Here is a 19808-nt window from a genome sequence, read left to right as displayed (position 1 = left end):
TCGTATCTTCATCCGAACGTGTTCGTTGGAATCGCATCGAGTTCCGCTTGTTCCTTCAAGCGTTTCTCCTCCATCTTCTTCGGATCTGCTTTTTTCATGAATCGTTCCCATGATGCGTTCAATTCAGAACCGAGTAAGATAATCAACCCTGTGAAGTAAAGCCACAATAACAAGATGACGACACTACCGAGCGAACCGTACGTTTGATTGTAGTTCGAGAAGTTCGAGACGTAAAATCCGAACCCGACCGATAACAATTGCCAGACGATAACACCAAAAACTGCTCCCGGAATTGCCTCTTTAAACGTAATCGGACGCTTTGGAGCGACGCGGTAAAAGATCGATAAGATACCAATTAACAGAATCGTCGACACGACGTATCGCAAGACGGTCAGTAAGACTTTTTGTCCCATGTCGATCGGCAGGACGAAATTCGCAAGATACGTGATGATCGGACCGCCCAGAACGTTCAGGACGATCAACAACAACATCCCGATTCCAAGAACGATTGTGAGTAACAAGGCAATCCCACGCGCTGCGACGAAACCTCGGGGCGAAAAGTCACCATAAGCGTGGTTCGCCGTCGTGATTAAACGATCGACGCCTTTCGAAGCGGACCAGATGGCAAGAATCGCACCAATCGATAATAATCCACCTTGTGGTTCCTTGATGGCTTGGAAAATCGTGTCGGTGAATGTATTGACGGCTCCACCCGGCGCTAAGTCGCGGATTTGCGACTCAAGCGTCTGACGATCAATATCAAAGAACGATAAGACGGAAATGACGAAAATGATGCCTGGGAAAATGGATAAAAACCAGTAATAAGCGAGTGTCCCTGCATAATCCGTGATGTTATGATCGGACATTCGCTGCTTTAAGTTCAGGGCAAGCCCTTTTGGGTCGCGTGAATGCGCCATCGTCATCTCTCCTTCATGAAAAAGAGGCAGTCAACGACCACCTCATTGTTTTAATATACTTTTCCCATTTTATTTCAACTAAAACCTCATTCGTTTTCAGAAAGGATCAATTCATAGAACGGTTCTGTCATTTCTGCCAGCTGTTTGGCAAGTGACGGTGGACGAATCGGTAATGAAGGCAACTCGGATCGCTTGATCCAGACCGGTGTATAACCCGATCCCTCCTCTTCGAATTCTTCACCCGTACCCGTGCCAAACCGACCGCCAATTGTTTTCGCCCAAAAATAAGGGTTATCGAATCCATTAAAACGGACGATAGCAGCGATGCCGGTCAACTCCACGTCGACACCAAGTTCTTCATGTGCTTCACGAATCGCTGTCTCTTCTAGCGATTCTCCATCATCTTTTCCACCACCCGGAAAAACATAATATGTTTCGTTCGATTTATCCCGTCGGATCAACGCAATTTCATCCTGTTCGTTTCGTAAAATGATCGCACTTCGTTGAATCGGCATGACGCCACCCCCTTTTTTTAAAATGAATTCATCGAATGGCATCCAGCATTTCCGGAACTAATCCGTTTTCTGTCGAAGCAATGACTTCTGCCGCGACCTTCATGCCAAGCTTTAATGCCTCTTCTGCTGACTTATCTTGTGTCAATTCAGATAGAACAGCAGAGAAGAAGGAATCGCCTGCTCCCGTTGAGTCGACGACTTTTACTTTTTTCGTTCCGACGTGACCTGATGTCGCCGTACGGCGATCAACGTAGACCGCACCTAGTTCACTCATCGTCACGACCGTAAATGGAGCACCTTTTTTCGCTAGCTCATTTGCTACATGAATCGCATCTTCAACCGTTACGATTGACAGATCAGACAGAATTTCCGCCTCTTCTCGGCTACAAATGAATCCAGTGAACCCTTGTAGCAGATGACGATTGCGTTCGATGACGCTCAAGTGACCGCAAACACCAAACAACGGCAACTCCATTTTGCGACATAGATGAATCAAACGTTCTAAGACCGTAACGGACAAATCAAGATCGATCGCAACAGCATCGACTCCATCGAGTGCATAGACCGATTGACGTAAAATCGCCTCTTCGAGCAACTTCGCATCCGGTTGTTTCGAGATCGATGTTTGCAAATCACCTTCGTTATCCATGACGGCTAACCACATGCCCATTCCATGATCTTCTAACATTTCGACATGATCCACGTTCGCACCGTAAGATTTCAGCTCATCGAGTACCCCAACGCCAATCTGGTCATTCGTAACCGTCGAGATAAAGCGAACTTCATTCCCGAGGACGGCTAGGTTTTGTGCTACGTTGCGTCCTGTTCCTCCATTCGAAAACGTGATGTCTCCTACGTTTTTCGCATCCTTATGCAAAGGAGCGAACGAAGTTCCTTTTATGTCGACGAATACTTTTCCGATTACCGCGATTTTATTCATTCCAGTTCCACCTCTAACCATATTTCCTGATTCCCGATCCTTAAATTGATCTTTCAGGCACATTGCTTCAATTATAGTAAAATTTTAAATCAGTGACAACCGAAGCACTTTTTTCTAATCTCTATCTTCATATGAAAAAACAGCAGGCGAATCGCCTGCTGTTTTGATTCGATTTAGATATTCGCGATCACGAGACTGATTGCGAGCAATAATCCGAAAATCGTATTTACTTTACCGGTTTGTGCCATACCAGGCATCAGTTTTTCCGGTGGCAAGTCTTCCCAGAAGAGACGAACCGCTTTAATCATGAGCGGAATACTCAACAACGCGAGTAACGCAAACCAAGAGACTTCGAATGCCAGTACAGCAATGATGAGTGACAAAATAGCTGCCGCAAAAAATCCGATCAAGACGTACACGGCACGACGATGTCCGACAAGACAGGCAATCGTTTTTCGCCCGTTGACCTTGTCATTATCCAAGTCCCGAATGTTGTTCGCAAGTAGAATTGAGCCGATCAAGATAGCGACTGGTACCGAAATCGCAACGGCTTCTGTCGGAACATAACCAATTTGCAAGTATGCGGAGATCGCGATGATGATATACCCCATGAAAAAGCCGGCAACAACTTCTCCGAACGGTGTATAAGCGATCGGTAATGGTCCTCCTGTGTAAATATATCCGACGAACATCGAGATGAGTCCTACGACAAGCAACCACCACGAAGTCTCGATGCACAGATACACACCGAGTAAGGCGGAGATGCCGTACAATGTAAGTGCGAACGCTAGAATCGTACCCGGTTTGAATCCGTCACGTACGATTGATCCACCGATTCCGACCGATTCCTCTGTATCTAAACCACGCTTGTAATCGTAGTATTCATTGAACAGATTCGTTGCAATTTGAATCAACATCGATGCGATCAACATCGCCACGAACAAATCCAAGCGTATCGATTCCACGCGTGGTGCGACAACTGCCGTACCGACGACGACCGGAACAAAACTTGCTGTCAGTGTATGCGGTCGTGTCATTCGCCAATAGACAGCGATTGATTTATTCATATAATAACCCCTTTCCTGTCTAAGTGTATCGGGTTTCGTTTTTTGCTGTCAATGTTCAATCCAAGATAGCTTATTCCTTCTTTTTTCTCCGCAAAAAGTTTACACTTAGATTAAGTGAAACATATCACAGTATCTACAGACTAGGGGGCAATGAGCGGTATGGCTTACGCTCAACAAGAGCTAAAACAGTGTATCGAACAGGCCGTCAGTCAGGCGAATGCCTCACAACGACCTATACTCGCTTCGTATTCATGGGAAATCGAAGCAACTGACATGCGTTCCCTCGAACAGGGTATCGAGGAACGATTTTATTTCGCGACACCTGATCGCTCGATGCGGGCCATCGGGTTTGGCATCGTACAACAACTTCAGGCTTCAGGAACGGATCGTTTTTTACGAATTCAATCGCAATGGGCAAACTTGAATCACGACCATGTCGGTCATGATCTATTTGCGTTCAGCGGATTCTCTTTCGCCGAACTGAACCAACCGGATTATCGCTGGTCCTCCTTTGGAGACGCTTCGATGACGATTCCGAAGTTTTTATTTTTAGAGCAAGATGGTAAGACACGCGTGACGATTTTCGCTCGTGTTGAACCGATGGATCAAGTTGATTCGATCTTAAATCAGCTCGCACTTGATTTCGCCAAAGTTAATCAACCGCAAACACCGACCTCAACAGGTGTCACGCGTTTACGGCTATCCCGGGATGGAAATGAAGCCTTCGAAGCTTCGTTTCAACAAGCGATGCACTACTTGGAGACGACACTTGAAAAAATCGTTTTGGCGCGGGAAGTCGTCTATGAACTGGACCGTCCACTTGATGTAGCCGCTGTCGTCGCTGAACTCGAAGATACGCAGCCCGGTAGCTATGTCTTCTGCTTCCAGCCGAATCCGGAAGAAGCCTTCATCGGAGCCACACCGGAACGACTCGTCTCAAAACGTGGACGTCGTCTTGAGACAGCGGCCGTCGCCGGTTCTGCACCACGCCACGCGACGGATGAGATGGATGAGGCACTCGGTCAATCGTTATTACAAGATCAAAAGAACCGGATGGAGCACGGAATCGTCGCTGATTCAATCGAACGGACGTTATCTGCTTTTTCAGAGCAACTGGATTGTCCGGATACGCCGATTCTCTTAAAGAATCGTCACATCCAACATCTCTATACACCGATTACGGCGCGTTTAAAAGCAGACGTCACGTTATTTCAACTGATTGAAAAACTGCATCCGACACCGGCACTTGGTGGCGAACCAAAGCAGTTGGCGGTTGATGCGATCCAAGAGATCGAAACGTTCGAACGGGGTTGGTACGGTTCACCCGTCGGTTGGATGAACGGACAGGATGATGGGGAATTCATCGTTGCCATTCGATCTGGATTGTTTACAGAACGGGCTGTCATTCTTTATGCCGGTTGTGGTCTTGTCGAAGGTTCTCACCTCGACAGCGAACTAGCAGAGACGGAAACTAAACTATCACCGATGGTGCAAGCACTTGGACACATCGGTTCGATTGAAAAGGATGATATTTATGTTGACTAAGTGGATGCACACGTTAATCGATACGCTCGTCGCTTCTGGTGTCCGGGACTTCGTCATCAGTCCCGGTTCCCGGTCGACACCACTCGCTATTGCAGCTTTTCTGCATCCTTCTAGCCGTACCCACGTCCTTGTTGACGAACGGTCGGCTAGTTTTTTTGCTTTAGGTCTAACACGGACGGAAGAACACGTTCGTCCCGTTGCGTTGATTTGTACAAGCGGTACCGCTGCGACGAACTATTATTCAGCAGTGACCGAAGCGAACATCTTTGAACTTCCGTTGATCGTCTTGACTGCCGATCGTCCACATGAGTTACGGAATGTCGGGGCCCCGCAAGCCATCGATCAAGTCGGACTGTACGGTAAGCAGGTTCGACATGCGTTTGATCTTCCATTAGCAGAAGAAGCAAGTCTTCCTTACGTCGCTCATGTCGCGCAACGCGCGACCTTACTCTCCCTGACGGAACCAGTAGGACCGGTTCAAATCAATGTCCCGTTACGTGAACCCCTCGTACCGGAACTCGATCTTTTACGGACAGGGCGCTCGGTCGGCGTTTTACCTGAACCGACACCGGGCGTAAACAACGCTTTAGCGACCGCACTTCAAGAAGAACGTCTTCTTTTTGTACTTGGACCTCAACTTACTGCGGCGGACAGCCAAATTGTCATCTCGTATGCAAAACAAGCCGGGATTCCAGTGTTAGCAGATCCGCTCAGTCAAGGACGACAATCGCAAGATGCTCACGTTTTTGCCTATTACGATACATGGCTCAAACATCCAGCTACCGCTCAGCACGTCCGACCGGATCGAATCGTTCGTTTCGGCGCCATGCCAACTTCAAAACCTTATCTGCTTTGGTCTCGGGATATTCCGACAACGGTCGTCGGTCATCCAGGAAATTGGCGTGACCCGCAACTCCATTCGGACTTCGTAATTGGTCACGCGCGACAACTCGAACATCATCAACCAGTTCCGCATGACCCTATGTATCTCAATCTGTTACAGCAGGCTGAGCGACTTGTCTCTGACGCCTTTACGACGATTGATCAAGAGGAGATGACGGAGTATAACGTCGTCCGCGCGTTGACGACGTTACAGGACGGAAGTCTCTTCGTTTCAAACAGCATGCCGATCCGGGATGTCGATACGTTCCTACCGACAGGCACACCGCTTCGTCTACTCGCGAACCGAGGTGCGAACGGAATTGACGGCATTCTCTCAAGCGCTCTAGGAGCAACGTTTGACGCCACACATCGCTATTTACTTGTTGGTGACTTGGCGTTCATTCACGATATTAACGGTCTGATGACAGCGCGGACACTTCCGTTAACGATCATTCTCATCAACAATGCGGGTGGCGGCATCTTTAGCTTTTTACCACAACAACAACTCGAGCAAGCAGTGTTCGAGCCACTCTTCGGTACACCACAGCATCTCGACTTCGCTTCCCTCGCTTCCGGATACGGTGTGACGTACCAGGCGATCGATTCGATTGCTGCATTACGTCAAGCACTTGCAGAAGAGACGAACGTCACTCGGATTCTTGAAGTCAAGACGACACGAACAGAGAACGTACAAATGCATCGTTCGATTTGGGACGTGACGAATCAAGCGCTAGCCGAGGTGTTCCGATGATTTTACGCGGTCATCCTTATAACGTGAAAATCGAAGGCGATGGTCCACCACTCCTACTGCTCCATGGTTTTACAGGCTCCCTCTCGACGTGGGACATGCTAAGTGAGCATTTATCGACTCACTTCACCGTCTACCGTCTTGATTTGATGGGGCATGGAAAAACGACACCGGCACCTGAGCAACGAATGCGTTTGACGCAACAGGTCAAGGATCTTGAAGCGCTGCTCGCTACCCGCTCCGAACAATGGATCATCCTCGGGTATTCGATGGGCGGACGAATCGCCTTAATGCTGAGCGTCGTCTCTGAGCAAATCGCTCGGACGATCGCTGTTAGTACGACACCCGGTATCCAGACGGCAATCGAGCGAAAAGTACGTCGTACATCCGATCGAAAGTTAGCAGAGCGACTCGAAAAGGGCGGACTCGAAGCTTTCATCGATCACTGGGAGACACTTGGACTGTTTAAACCCCAAGCCTTTCTCCCGGAATCGCAACGTACGCGACTGCGTCAGGAGCGCCTGTCCCAAACAGTTGAAGGTCTGAGCGCTTCGCTTCGAGCACAAGGTACAGGGAGCATGCCCTCTCTTTGGTCATGTCTTCCGAAAAAGATTGATTGGATCGTCGGGGAAGAGGATGAAAAATTCCGTGCCATCGCTTCACGCGCGGCGTCACCTGAAAAAATTCACGTGATTTTGCATGCTTCGCACGCCCCACATATCGACCAACCGCAAAAGTTTGTTACAATGGTAGAGAATCTACTTATTCATCACTAACATATTGGGGGAATTCACATGAAATACGCTCCGGAATGGGTATCAGCCCGTAGCTATGAAGACATCAAATATGAACAATGGAACGGGATCGCGAAAATCACGATCAACCGTCCAGAAGTTCGCAACGCGTTCCGACCACACACGGTCCACGAACTCATCGACGCATTTTCACGCGCACGTGACGATCAAAACGTTGGCGTCATCATCTTAACAGGTGAAGGCGATCTCGCATTCTGTTCTGGTGGAGACCAAAAGGTACGTGGACATGGTGGATATGTCGGCGACGACGAAATTCCACGCTTGAACGTCCTTGATCTTCAACGTTTGATTCGTGTTATCCCGAAACCAGTCATCGCAATGGTCGCAGGTTATGCGATTGGCGGCGGACATGTCCTTCACCTCGTGTGTGACTTGACAATCGCTGCGGACAACGCTCGCTTCGGACAAACAGGTCCAAAAGTCGGTTCATTCGATGCTGGATATGGTTCTGGTTACCTCGCACGCGTTGTTGGACACAAGAAAGCGCGTGAAATCTGGTACCTCTGCCGTCAATATGACGCACAGCAAGCACTTGATATGGGACTCGTCAATACGGTCGTTCCACTCGCAGATCTCGAGCAAGAAACGATTCAATGGTGTGCTGAAATCCTTCAACATTCGCCAACGGCTCTTCGTTTCCTCAAAGCGGCATTCAACGCCGATTCAGATGGTCTTGCAGGGATTCAGCAACTCGCTGGAGACGCTACGTTGCTGTACTATACAACAGACGAAGCAAAAGAAGGACGCGATGCGTTCAAAGAAAAACGCAATCCTGACTTCGGACAGTTCCCGCGTTTCCCATAATGAAAAAAAGGTTCAATCGTCTTCTGACATTGAACCTTTTTCGTATATTCATCATAAAGGAAGTGACTATTTTGTATCCTTGGATCTATACACGGGCAAAAGAGCAACCGGATGACATCGCGCTCATTACGGAAACAGAGCGCTGGTCATGGTCTGAACTATATGTACGCGCGCATCGCTTAGCAAGTACTTGGGCGACGATCGTAACACGCGGAGACCGGATCGCCCTTTACGGTCCCTCGAGTGCACAGTATATTGTTGCTCTTCACGCTGCTCAATTGCTCGAACTGACCGTCGTTCCGATCAACACACGTTTGACGCAGACAGAAGTATTACGCCAATTTAAGCAGGCGGATGTGCGACTCGTCGTAACGGACCGGACACTCGATACCACGATTCCATGTCGGGCTTTCTCTTATGAAAAAGAAGCCCCTGACCTGTTAATACGCCATATGCCCAAGCAATACGTCCAATCAATGCTCTTTACGAGTGGTACGACCGGACACCCGAAAGCTGTCGAACAGACGATGTTGAATCATTTCTCAAGTGCGACGAACGCCGCGCGTCATATCGGATCACTGCCAGAGGATCGTTTTTTGATCGTCACACCACTGTTCCATATGAGCGGATTAGCTGTCGTCTATCGGGCAGTCATCTATGGAGTACCGATCATTCTTGAGCCACATTTTTCGCCAGAACGCGCCTTGCACTGGATTACGACAGAAAAGATCACCCACGTCTCACTCGTCTCGGTCATGCTTGATCGACTGCTTGAAGCCGGACTACGTCGCCACGCACTTCGCGTCGTACTGACAGGAGGCGGTCCTGTACCATTACCGATTCTGACGCGTGCACTCGACCGCAATATCCCGGTCATGCAGACATACGGGATGACGGAAACCGCGTCACAAATTGCAACTCTCTTGCCTGAGGATGCCTTACGAAAAATCGGATCTGCCGGACAAGCAATTCATCCGACACAAATTCGCATTACTCGTCATCAAGAAATCGAAGTCAAAGGACCGACGATCATGAAAGGCTATTTTCATGAGGAAGAGAAAACGGCAGACGCCTTTACGGCAGACGGTTTTTTCAAGACTGGTGACTTAGGACGTCTGGACGCCGACGGATACCTCTATGTTCTCGATCGTCGAAGCGACCTCATCATCTCAGGTGGGGAAAACATTTATCCAGCTGAAGTCGAATCAGCACTTCTCTCGATTGATGGGATTCAGGAAGCAGGTGTCGTCGGACGATTTGATGCTAAATGGGGACAGGTTCCGGTCGCCTTCATCGTCAGTACACTCGATGAAGTCATGGTCCGCAACGAGATCAGTCAATTGCTCGCTAAATATAAATGTCCGGTTGATTATATCTATCATAGTGCGCTGCCACGCAATGCGAACGGTAAACTATTGCGGAAGCAACTAAAGGAGTCATTATGAGCATCACGCTCCGGTCTGCCGAACTGTTCGATGTTCCGCTCGTCTTTCGTCGTCCGATGCAAACCGCACTCTCGACGCTGACGGTACGCCGGACGACGATTTTGCGTCTGATTGATTCGGAAGGACGAATCGGTTACGGGGAAGGTGTCGCGTTCGATACACCGTGGTATACATCGGAAACACAGCACTCCCTCCAAGGAATTGCTCCGCTGCTGTATCGGTTACTTGAACAACCGCTCCATCATCCAGCAGACGTTACGGATCGTTTCCGCATCGTGCAAGGTAATCCGATGGCAAAGGCGATGTTCGAAGGTGCAGTCTACGAGTTATTCGCATCAGCTGCCGGGCAATCGCTCGCCACGTATCTCGGAGGTGATGAATCATCCCTCGTACCTTGCGGGAAAGCACTCGGACGGGCTTCCGCAACGCAGACCGTCGAAGCTGTCGGACAAGCGCTCGCCTCCGGCTATGGACGGATCAAGCTGAAGCTCGCCCCGACGGATACCGCTGTTCTTGAGCAGGTTCGCACCGCTTTCCCTGAGGCGCCCTTGATGTTTGACGCCAACGGTAGCTTCACTGAAGCGGACTTCCCTCTATTACAAAAGTGGGATTCATTTGGTCTCGTTATGATGGAACAACCGCTCGCAGCGTCGGATTGGTCCGGGCATCAACGACTTGCTAGACTCTTGCAGACACCGATTTGTCTCGATGAATCCATCGTCGCTCCAGCGGATGCCCAGTTGATGAAGACGCTGCACGCCGGTCAGATTCTGAACATCAAGCCGGCACGCGTCGGTGGACTGACGAATGCCCTATCCCTTCGACAAAAAGCGCCTTACTGGCTCGGGGGGATGTTCGAGAGCGGAATCGGGCGTCGCCAGACCCTTGCTTTCGCAACACTTCCGGGACTCGCTTATCCGATCGATATGGCAAGTACTGCCGATTATTTCGAAGAAGATTTGCTTGAGACCCCGTATCATGTCGAACAAGGACACATACGGTATTCTGCTCCAGCCGTATCCAAATCACAGTTGAACAAATTGGCAACGTCCCGGATTACTTTGTAACAAGGACACCACGACGAAAAAGAAGCAATGGATTGACTTCCATTGCCTCTTCTCGTGTTTTATGACGTTCGCTTTTCTTAGAACGATTCTTTGCCTTCAACTTTTGTCAAAATCTCATACCCGTCCTTCAAGACGACGACGGTGTGCTCGAATTGTGAGACAAGGCTCCGGTTTGGTGTGTACAACGTCCAACCGTCCCGCTCATCTTCGATACAGAACTCATCTCCTGTTGAAATAAACGTCTCGACAGCGATGACTTGTCCTTCTTTCAACAGATCGTTTTCTTCACGGTTGAAGTAGTTCGAGATGGATTCTGGCTCACCATGAAGTGTCTTACCGAGACCATGTCCCGCTAAGTTACGGATGACCGTGAAACCGCTCTTACGTGTTTCGGCATAGATTGCTTTTCCAATCTGGTTGACCTTCGTTCCGGCTTTGACTTTTTCAAGACCTTTCTCAAGCGCCGTCAATGACACTTCAACGAGTCGGACATCTTCCGGACGTTTTGCTTCTCCTGCGATGACCGTCTTCCCTGTGTCCGAGTAGTAACCGTTCTTCACAGCCGAGACATCGACATTGACGATATCACCTTCTTGAATGACATACTTCCCTGGGATACCGTGTGCGGCGATATCATTGACACTGATACATGTCGCTCCTGGGAAATCGTACATGACGATTGGAGCAGACTCTGCTCCCTGTTCCTTCAGGATGCGTGCTCCGATGTCATCGAGTTCCTTCGTCGTGATTCCCGGTTTGACAGCATCTGCCATCTCATCGCGTGCCATGGCGACGATTCGTCCAATTTCTCGTAATGCCTCGTAATCATAATCTAACACTTTCATTTCCTCCTCATTCACTCAATCGTTCTTGATATAGATAATCTGCAGAGATATCCGCAAATAAGAACATCCCATTACTGAGCGGCATACTAAATGTCCGCGTTTGTTCACTCGAGCTGAAGTCGACGTACCGTTCAGACAAATATCCACTATGTCGTCGCTCCATCGCTACCGTCGTCCGAATGAAATAAGGACGGAAACTCCAGTTGTATCCTTTGTAGAAGGAATACAGTTTCCACTCCCCACTCTTTTTACTGACGTTTGAAGACTGTTGGAAGCCATTCGCGTCCGTGATATAAAACCGGATGAACTCCGGCTCCATCTTCCGGGCGAGCGTCAACAACCATTGATCGAGATCTTGCTCCGGCTTCAAGGACTGACAATCTTCATTAAATCGAACCGTCCAGTCTTGCTCTAGCTGAAACAAGCGATTCATCTGCTCGCGATCATATTTATAAAACATCGGGACTTCATGGATCAACACTTCCATACCAGGACAGGTCATGACCCATTCAGGTGATGCTTCTCCAAGTAGATTCCCCATGTAGTAACGTCCTCCGTGTTGCCACGCATACCGAAGTTGACCGAGATGACTGATATTCTTATACAAAAGTGGCGCTCCAAGCTGGTCGCAAAGATGCTCCATCGTCTGTAAGAGATGTGGATACGACGCTGAGACGGTCTTTTTTTCAATCATGGAGGATAAATCGACGATCAACATATCCGGCGACATCGAAAAGACACGTTCAAGACTCGTTGCTTCCGCACGGTCCAGCGCTACCTTCAGTCCAGAGTTCTGGTAATACGCGACGATCCGACCCAGACGGTCAAAATCATCGACTTGGACATCCGTCAAAGTAACGTACATCCGCTCTTTTGGAAACGACGAGTCGACCGTCCGTAAGACATGCAAGAAGTCCTCCCCACCGTTTTCAAACAGCCAAGCTGGACGACAACGGATCAGAATAAACGCTTGTGCATCGGAGGGTACTTTTTGGAATGCTTGACGGACGACATGCCCCATGACTTCGAGTTGATACTCGATTGGAACATCGTCTTCCTGAAAAAATGGTTTTAACGGTTCTCCACGAAAATGGGACTGGATTTCATACCCTTCCACCTTAAAAGGGGCAGCGCCTACGATCGGTTGAAACCATGCCTCTATCTCTTCGGGATGAACGATGACATCTAATGCATCCATTCTATTCCCCCCTTGTACTCTTGTTCTATCTTAACAAAAAAAGAGCCTCTCTGTAACGAGAGAGCCCCTGTTTTACGATAACGTCGTATCTTTCCGCAATGCGATATACAAGTACACACCGAATGTCGCCGTCAAGTAGATGATACTCAGGACACCGTATTGGATTCCGACGGCTCCTCCCTTACCGATGGCTAGCACAAGAAAGATGATGCCGCCAAATAATAAGGTCGCCAACGGAATATAACGAAAATGTCCTTTTGTCGTCCGCTCACAAATCTTTTTCGTCGCGACGATCAGTGCAACGAGACAGACGGATGCTGCTACATAAATGGTATACACGAATGATTCAGCCCTCTCCCTATCGTTCATGGCTCATTTTATCATGACCGCTCAGATAAATCATAAAAAAGAACCGACTTGTCTGTGACAAATCGGTTCGAATCGTTTACTTTTCAAAACGTGGTTTACGTCCACCACGGTTACGATCGCTTTCGCTACGGTTGCTACGTCCAGCATAACCGCCTTCACGACGATCTGATGAAGAAGATGAACGACCACCTTCACGACGCTCGCCACCGCGTGGGTTGTTTCCACGGTATCCGCCACTGCGGTTGCCGCTTCCACTTCCACCTTTGTTTCCGTAAGGACGACGGTTTCCACCACCGTTGCTACCGAAACGTTTCACGCGGATTGGTTCGATTGAAGAGATTTGGACTGGTGTTGCATCCGGCTCTTTCGTCAATCCTTTAAGTGCTGCTGAAAGAAGTTCCACTGCTTCGTACTCTTCTAAGAGTTCTTGTGCAAGTGTCGTATATTCTTTTGAGTCTTTTGCTTCAACGCGTTTGATGAGTTCTTGTGCAGCAAGCTTCAAGTTGCCTTCTAAGATTTCATCAAGTGTTGGTGCATGACGACGTGACATTTTTTTGTTCGTGACACGTTCGATTGTTTTGATTTGACCGAATTCACGTGGTGTAACGAATGTGACAGCCGATCCTGTTTTACCAGCACGACCCGTACGACCGATCCGGTGAACATAGCTCTCTGGATCTTGTGGGACGTCGAAGTTGTAGACGTGTGTGACACCAGAGATGTCAAGACCACGTGCTGCAACGTCTGTCGCGACGAGGATATCAATCGTTCCTTTTTTGAAACGACGGATGACTTGGTCACGTTTTGCTTGTGTTAAGTCACCGTGTAAACCGTCAGCTGTGTATCCACGTTGGATCAAACCTTCAGTCATTTCGTCAACACGTTTTTTCGTACGACCGAAGATGATTGAGAGTTCCGGAGAATCCGTGTCGATCAAACGGCAAAGAACGTCGAATTTTTGGCTTTCTTTCAATTCGATGAATGACTGGTCGATGTTTTCAACTGTCATTTCTTTTGCTTTGACTTTGATGTGTGTCGGAGTCGTCATGAAACGATCTGCGATTTTACGAATTTGTGGTGGCATCGTTGCTGAGAATAAGAGTGTTTGACGTGTTTCAGGAAGTGCACCGAGGATTTTCTCGATGTCTTCGACGAATCCCATGTTCAACATCTCATCTGCTTCGTCAAGGATGACCGTTTGAACGTGATCGAGGTTCAACGTCTTACGGTTCATGTGGTCCATCAAACGTCCTGGTGTCGCAACGACGATTTGTGGATTTTTGCGAAGTGCGCGGATTTGACGATCGATTTGTTGACCGCCGTAAACAGGAAGTGCATGAACGCGTTTTACTTCACCGATCCGGTTCAATTCTTCTGCTACCTGGATTGCAAGTTCACGTGTTGGAGCAAGAATCAACGCTTGGATGTTGCGTGATTTTGCGTCAAGACGCTCGATTGTCGGGATACCGAATGCTGCAGTTTTACCAGTACCTGTTTGTGCTTGACCGATTAAGTCAACGCCGCTGAGTCCGACTGGAATTGTTTCTGCTTGGATTGGTGTTGCTTCTTCAAAGCCCATTTTTAGGACACCTTTGATAAGTGCCTCACTAAGATTTAATTCACGAAATGTTGTCAATGCTAAATACTCTCCTTTGTCATATGAAAAGCGTCTGCCACTAAACAGACGCTACCGTAACGAATACAATCGACTACCTATTATAACAGAATCTATCACATAAAGATAGAGTGGTTTCTCTTATAATAATGTTTAGGGAAGTCACCATCATAATCGTTGCCATAAGGGCGAGGGAAAGGCGTAATGCCCGGACCGTGCGATGAACATCATCGCGTGCCCCACTAGTGATGGGGTATATTCAGTAAATGGTCGCCGGTAATCAAACCAGCCGCAACCACCAAAATGATGAATTCCTTACTATCTATTCGAAACGCAGGCTTACTCGGTCCGATTATTTCGTCAACCGAATACCCGTTTCATTTTTTTCTATTTTTTTATCTTTCAACAGGCGACCAAGCGCTCGTTTGAATGCTGCCTTACTGAGACCGAATACTTCATCGATCGTCTCGGGAGCTGTCTTATCACCATACGGCATCTGACCATCATGTTCAAGTAGATGGTTCAGAATCAACTCCGCGTCTGTATCAATGGCTTCAAAGGCACGTGGTCGTGCTGAAAGTAATACTGTACCATCTGGTTTTACATTTGTCACTCGTAATTTCAAGACTTCTCCAAGACGCGGCCAACGTTCCATCTCACGTTCATGCAAGAATCCAATCGACTGATCGTTGACCCAGACATTGACGCCTGGTTCGCGTTGTGAGAAGACGAGACCTTCGACGTCCATGTTGTTCCATTCCTCTGGTGCCGGCTTCGCCCGCAAGTTGAAATAAGCATATGGTGCAGGGTCTCCGAGTAACCGAAGCTTTTGATCATGTTTTAGACGAATGAAGAGTTGATCGCCTTCTTCCGGCCAGAACATCCGACGTTGTGGCAAATCGTCAAGCGAAACGAGAACATCTTTTTGAATGCCGATGTTCGCAAACACTCCTGTGTTATAGCGTGTCCCATTGATTGTCGTCTTGACATAATCTTCAAATGAAGCTTCTGGAATCGTCATCGATGATGCCATGCGCCCTTCATTATCTTGATACAAGAAGACTTCTACTTCATCATCAAGGGCTACTTTTTGTGTCTGCTCATTGTTATGCAACAACACATCTTCATTTCCATCTGTTAGAAACACTCCGAATTCTGCTTCGCGTTCTACTTTTAATGTGACAACCTGTCCTGCGCGTAATCCCATTTCGGGTCATCTCCTCTCTCTATTTGAATCGATTCAAGTTCTTTCGAATCATCCTTCTGTTCTTTCCCTACCATACTATACTCTTTTTCTGTTCACCTCTGATATCGACACAGTGATGACAGTTGTGACATCTTTGTGAACGAAACACATTTGCGTGATTTTTTTGAAAAAAAGATATATGATTAAATAACAGGAAAAAGAAGGTTTAGTTTAGGTAAATATGGGGGATAAAAATGTTTCATAATATTCAATCGCGTTCGTTCGCTCGACGCTTCACGAAAACATTGGTTTTTGCATTTTTTGCTTTCCTTGCTACGATTGGAATTGTCTTTGCAGAAGGATCAAACAGTACGGATATGACACCGAAGACACCAGCGCTTCAGCAAATCGATCGCCCTTAAAATCTACACCTTCCGTGTGGATTTTTTATTTTTTCCGGACATTTACAGGACGATAAAGGAAAATCATGTTTAACCTCGAATTAAATGAACATGTCATCATTTTAATTTCTGAGGAGGAAACGGACGTGCTCTTTTACTTATTCACGACGGTTGCGGGTCTCATTACTACATATTTAAGCTTTGTTACTGGCTATTACACGAGTTCAATCGGTGTATTCGTCTTTACATTAGCGATTTGCCTATCATTATCATCGATCCGACAGTTGATCCGTACGTCCTATCTGACTTACATCGAATATATTCAACACCGACGTGTCAAAAAACAGTACGAGCGGATGAAAAAACGAGAACAATCTTATCAAATCGCTTATCCTGTTCGAGATTCGAGTACACCACTTGCATTCTCCGCGACAGACCAGCATGATAAGTAAAGAACACGATTTCATCACCTAGGAGGAACAGATTCATTATGAACGAAATCCCTTTATCAAACGGTTGGACACTTCGCTACTCCCCTGTCATCGATTTATGGTTGAAGGAAGATGGCGTACTGCTCGTAGATCACGAAGATAAGGTCCGCTTGACTCTCATTTTGGATGAGGAGACGATGGAAATCAAACAGATCGACAATACGAACGCCACGTTCTCTGTTGATCCGACGACACGTCGTCTCACTTTCGAACTTGGAGAAAGCGAAGAGGAATCTGAGCCTCGTTACTGGGAATAATCACGGAGACCGGGTGCGATGCCCGGTCTTTTTTTGTACAATAACATCAGCAATGAAAAAAGGAGCTGTCACTTCATCATGATCCGTACTGTCATTTGGTTCATTTATTTTGGACTTGTCTTACCCTGTACCTTACCGTTTTTACCGAGCGCAAAACGTCGAACGCATCTCGCACGCTATGCATTCGTTCAGCGTGTAGCGAGCGTCTGGGCGAACTCACTCCTCCGACTCGCTGGCGTTCGTGTCAACGTGACAGGGCGTGAGCACATCCCTGCAAATGAGCCTGTCGTCTTCATCTCGAATCACCAAGGGAACTTCGATGTTCCGATTCTACTTGGAAAAATCGATAAACCAAAAGCATTCATCTCAAAAATCGAAGTGAATAAAATTCCAATCGTCAATGTCTGGATGAATCTGATGGGGTGTGTCATGATTGATCGAAAGGACCGACGCCAATCACTAAAAGCAATCCGTTCTGGTGTCGACACGATCAAAGACGGACAATCGATGATCATCTTCCCGGAAGGAACACGCTCTAAAGGCGGACCGATGGCAGAATTCAAAGCAGGAAGCTTTACCCTTGCGACATCAAGTGGCGCACGCGTCGTACCCGTCGCGATTTCAGGTAGTTACCGTGTCATGGAGGAAACGGGCAAGATTCGTCCGGCTACAGTTGAAGTCACGATCTTACCATCGATTGATCCGAGCACGATGACACAGAAAGAACTTGTCCAAACGGTCGAACAGCAAATCAAACAGATTATAGAAGGTGCCTAATATGTTAATGAAAGTAGAAAATCTCAAAAAAGAATTCGCTGATAAAGTCGTCTTCGAAGATGTCACGTTCTCCGTCTCCCCTGGTGACCGGATCGGTATCATCGGCGTCAACGGTACCGGTAAATCGACCCTCCTGCACATTCTAGCTGGCAAAGAAACAGCAGACGCTGGTACGATGCATCATCCGAATGATTATCGGATCCGTCTGCTATCGCAAACGACCGATTATCCGGAAGACCAAACTGTTATGGAAGTATTGCTGTCTGGTGATACACCAACGATTAACGCGTTACGTCACTACGAAACGGCGCGTCTAGCACTCGAACAAGATCCGACGAGTGAGACGTTACTCAATCGCTTCATCACAGCTCAGACAGAAGTCGATGCTGCACAAGCTTGGGACACGGAATCGCGCTTAAAAATGATCTTAAACAAACTCGGTATCCTCGACTTGAACGCGTTGATCGGCTCTCTTTCTGGAGGACAACGCAAGCGTGTCGGACTCGCTGAAGCTTTACTCGATGAAGCCGATCTTCTCCTGCTCGATGAGCCGACGAACGAACTGGATGCCGAAACGATTAGCTGGCTCGAGACTCAAATCAAAGAATATCGTGGTGCAATTCTACTGATCACCCACGATCGCTATTTCTTGAATCGTGTCACGAATCATATGATGGAGATCGCGAACGGTACGGCCTATTTCTATGTCGGAAACTATGAATCGTTTCTTGAGAAACGTGCCGAACGTCGTGAACGGACGGCTTCTATGGAAGAAAAACGTCAAAACATCTTACGTCGCGAACTCGCCTGGCTGCGTCGTGGCGCAAAGGCGCGGACGACGAAACAAAAAGCTAGGATCCAGCGCGTGGATGCTTTACAAGACCTCTCGTACGAGGAAGAAGAATCGACACTCGAAGTACAAGTTGGTTCGACCCGCCTCGGCAAGAAAGTCATTGAAGCACATGACGTCTCGCATCGATTTGGCGAACGGACCCTTTTCGAATCATTTAACGCTCTGATCGGACGCAAAGAACGGTATGGTATTGTTGGGCGAAACGGGAGCGGAAAATCAACACTTCTTTCAATTCTTGCGCAACGCTTAGAGCCAACAACCGGTGAAATCATTCATGGCGAAACGGTGAAAATCGGCTTTTACGGTCAATTCGCCGAATTCACGCATCCCGAACGTCGCGTCATCGATGAGGTCGAACGGATTGCAAAAGTCATCACGACACTCGCTGGTGAGGAAATCACGGCAAGTCAGATGCTCGAACAGTTTCTCTTTAAACCGGAAGCCCAATACAAACAAATCGGCAAGCTTTCCGGCGGCGAAAAACGACGTCTGAAATTGTTGACGATTTTAATGGAAGAACCGAACGTCCTCTTCCTTGATGAGCCGACGAACGACTTGGATACCGAGACCTTATCCGTACTAGAAGACTATTTGGAATCATTCCCCGGCACCGTCATCACGGTCAGCCACGATCGCTACTTCCTCGACCGGGTCGTCGATCGCTTGATTGCATTTGAAGACGGGAATATCGTCTTTTATTACGGACAATATACAGACTATCTTGAGCAAATGGTAGCACCTGTCCCCTCAGTCGTCGTTGAAAAGACAGCAGAGATTGCTACAGCACCAAAGACGGAGACGCCAAAGAAACTAAGCTATCAGGAACAACAAGATTGGGCAATCATTGAGCAACAAATCGAAGAGAGTGAAGTTGAATTAGAGCAATTAGAAGCTGATCTCGCTTCAGCAGGAAGTGATCTCGGAAAGGTCAATGAATTGTATCAAGCCATCGAAAAGACCAAAGCAACGCTTGACGAGCGAATGGAATATTGGACATATCTTTCTGAAAAAATCGAGGCATTTGAAAACTATCGTCAATCCAATCAATAATTTCTACAAGCGGAGTTCTTC

The 19808-nt window shown here is 47.8% G+C and carries 20 protein-coding genes; 11 read left to right on the top strand and 9 right to left on the bottom strand.

Features of this window, described 5'->3' with window-relative positions; all coding sequences use genetic code 11:
* Positions 1-8 precede the first annotated feature (8 nt).
* The 4 genes from ACHWTJ_RS01180 to ACHWTJ_RS01165 form a co-directional block, all read right to left on the bottom strand.
* A complete protein-coding gene (locus ACHWTJ_RS01180; RefSeq protein WP_394678969.1) occupies positions 9-917 on the bottom strand; it encodes a YihY/virulence factor BrkB family protein in 909 nt (302 codons plus the stop codon).
* Between the two features lie 86 nt (positions 918-1003).
* Entirely contained in the window at positions 1004-1432 is a 429-nt protein-coding gene (locus tag ACHWTJ_RS01175) for an NUDIX domain-containing protein (protein WP_394678968.1), read from the bottom strand.
* A gap of 28 nt (positions 1433-1460) precedes the next feature.
* The gene (locus ACHWTJ_RS01170) at positions 1461-2372 is read right to left on the bottom strand and encodes a PfkB family carbohydrate kinase (protein WP_294749740.1); all 912 of its coding nucleotides are present in this window, start codon (positions 2370-2372) and stop codon (positions 1461-1463) included.
* Positions 2373-2545: 173 nt separating this feature from the next.
* The gene (locus tag ACHWTJ_RS01165; RefSeq protein WP_294743702.1) at positions 2546-3439 is read right to left on the bottom strand and encodes a 1,4-dihydroxy-2-naphthoate polyprenyltransferase; all 894 of its coding nucleotides are present in this window, start codon (positions 3437-3439) and stop codon (positions 2546-2548) included.
* A gap of 159 nt (positions 3440-3598) precedes the next feature.
* Between ACHWTJ_RS01165 and ACHWTJ_RS01160 the strand changes: the two genes are divergently transcribed.
* From ACHWTJ_RS01160 to menC, 6 genes are all read left to right on the top strand, one after another.
* Positions 3599-4984 carry an isochorismate synthase MenF gene (locus tag ACHWTJ_RS01160; protein WP_394678967.1) on the top strand — a complete coding sequence of 462 codons (1386 nt, stop codon included), beginning with the start codon at positions 3599-3601 and terminating at the stop codon, positions 4982-4984.
* Positions 4974-6617: a 2-succinyl-5-enolpyruvyl-6-hydroxy-3-cyclohexene-1-carboxylic-acid synthase gene (gene menD / locus ACHWTJ_RS01155; RefSeq protein ID WP_294749738.1), complete on the top strand. Its 1644-nt coding sequence runs from the start codon at positions 4974-4976 to the stop codon at positions 6615-6617. Before ACHWTJ_RS01160 ends, menD begins: the two co-directional genes overlap by 11 nt.
* Complete coding sequence (gene menH, locus ACHWTJ_RS01150; RefSeq protein WP_294743695.1) at positions 6614-7390, top strand: 2-succinyl-6-hydroxy-2,4-cyclohexadiene-1-carboxylate synthase; 777 nt, start codon at positions 6614-6616, stop codon at positions 7388-7390. Before menD ends, menH begins: the two co-directional genes overlap by 4 nt.
* Before the next feature lie 18 nt (positions 7391-7408).
* Positions 7409-8233 (top strand): 1,4-dihydroxy-2-naphthoyl-CoA synthase, encoded by an 825-nt coding sequence (gene menB, locus ACHWTJ_RS01145; RefSeq protein ID WP_023469886.1) that lies wholly within the window; start codon positions 7409-7411, stop codon positions 8231-8233.
* A 71-nt stretch (positions 8234-8304) separates the two neighbouring features.
* The gene (menE, locus tag ACHWTJ_RS01140; protein ID WP_394678966.1) at positions 8305-9678 is read left to right on the top strand and encodes an o-succinylbenzoate--CoA ligase; all 1374 of its coding nucleotides are present in this window, start codon (positions 8305-8307) and stop codon (positions 9676-9678) included.
* Complete coding sequence (gene menC, locus ACHWTJ_RS01135; RefSeq protein WP_294743689.1) at positions 9675-10745, top strand: o-succinylbenzoate synthase; 1071 nt, start codon at positions 9675-9677, stop codon at positions 10743-10745. Before menE ends, menC begins: the two co-directional genes overlap by 4 nt.
* 77 nt (positions 10746-10822) lie before the next feature.
* Here the strand turns inward: menC and map are convergent, their stop codons facing one another.
* The 5 genes from map to ACHWTJ_RS01110 all read right to left on the bottom strand — a co-directional run bounded on the left by map (position 10823) and on the right by ACHWTJ_RS01110 (position 15979).
* Positions 10823-11584 carry a type I methionyl aminopeptidase gene (gene map, locus ACHWTJ_RS01130; RefSeq protein ID WP_023467279.1) on the bottom strand — a complete coding sequence of 254 codons (762 nt, stop codon included), beginning with the start codon at positions 11582-11584 and terminating at the stop codon, positions 10823-10825.
* A 13-nt stretch (positions 11585-11597) separates the two neighbouring features.
* Positions 11598-12788, bottom strand: coding sequence for an EAL-associated domain-containing protein (locus ACHWTJ_RS01125; protein WP_023467278.1), 1191 nt, complete (start codon positions 12786-12788; stop codon positions 11598-11600).
* A gap of 72 nt (positions 12789-12860) precedes the next feature.
* Positions 12861-13127, bottom strand: coding sequence for a hypothetical protein (locus ACHWTJ_RS01120; RefSeq protein WP_023467277.1), 267 nt, complete (start codon positions 13125-13127; stop codon positions 12861-12863).
* A gap of 106 nt (positions 13128-13233) precedes the next feature.
* Positions 13234-14793 carry a DEAD/DEAH box helicase gene (locus ACHWTJ_RS01115; RefSeq protein ID WP_035398788.1) on the bottom strand — a complete coding sequence of 520 codons (1560 nt, stop codon included), beginning with the start codon at positions 14791-14793 and terminating at the stop codon, positions 13234-13236.
* Between the two features lie 331 nt (positions 14794-15124).
* Positions 15125-15979, bottom strand: a complete 855-nt coding sequence (locus ACHWTJ_RS01110; protein WP_294743683.1) for a S1 RNA-binding domain-containing protein — start codon at positions 15977-15979, stop codon at positions 15125-15127.
* Between the two features lie 233 nt (positions 15980-16212).
* Here ACHWTJ_RS01110 and ACHWTJ_RS01105 point away from each other — a divergent pair, with 233 nt between their 5' ends.
* The 5 genes from ACHWTJ_RS01105 to ACHWTJ_RS01085 all read left to right on the top strand — a co-directional run bounded on the left by ACHWTJ_RS01105 (position 16213) and on the right by ACHWTJ_RS01085 (position 19787).
* On the top strand, positions 16213-16380 hold the full coding sequence (locus tag ACHWTJ_RS01105; RefSeq protein ID WP_023467274.1) for a hypothetical protein: 168 nt from the start codon (positions 16213-16215) through the stop codon (positions 16378-16380).
* 125 nt (positions 16381-16505) lie between these two features.
* Positions 16506-16811: a hypothetical protein gene (locus ACHWTJ_RS01100; RefSeq protein ID WP_294743681.1), complete on the top strand. Its 306-nt coding sequence runs from the start codon at positions 16506-16508 to the stop codon at positions 16809-16811.
* 38 nt (positions 16812-16849) lie between these two features.
* Entirely contained in the window at positions 16850-17107 is a 258-nt protein-coding gene (locus tag ACHWTJ_RS01095; RefSeq protein ID WP_023467272.1) for a hypothetical protein, read from the top strand.
* 78 nt (positions 17108-17185) lie between these two features.
* Complete coding sequence (locus ACHWTJ_RS01090; protein WP_294744458.1) at positions 17186-17884, top strand: 1-acyl-sn-glycerol-3-phosphate acyltransferase; 699 nt, start codon at positions 17186-17188, stop codon at positions 17882-17884.
* Position 17885: 1 nt separating this feature from the next.
* The gene (locus ACHWTJ_RS01085; protein WP_294743676.1) at positions 17886-19787 is read left to right on the top strand and encodes an ABC-F family ATP-binding cassette domain-containing protein; all 1902 of its coding nucleotides are present in this window, start codon (positions 17886-17888) and stop codon (positions 19785-19787) included.
* Positions 19788-19808 lie beyond the last annotated feature (21 nt).

This window comes from uncultured Exiguobacterium sp. (assembly GCF_964277885.1).
In the GTDB taxonomy this organism is placed as follows: Bacteria; Bacillota; Bacilli; order Exiguobacteriales; family Exiguobacteriaceae; genus Exiguobacterium_A.
The sequence above is the reverse complement of the archived record's forward strand: the minus strand, read 5'-3'. Positions and strand labels throughout refer to the sequence as shown.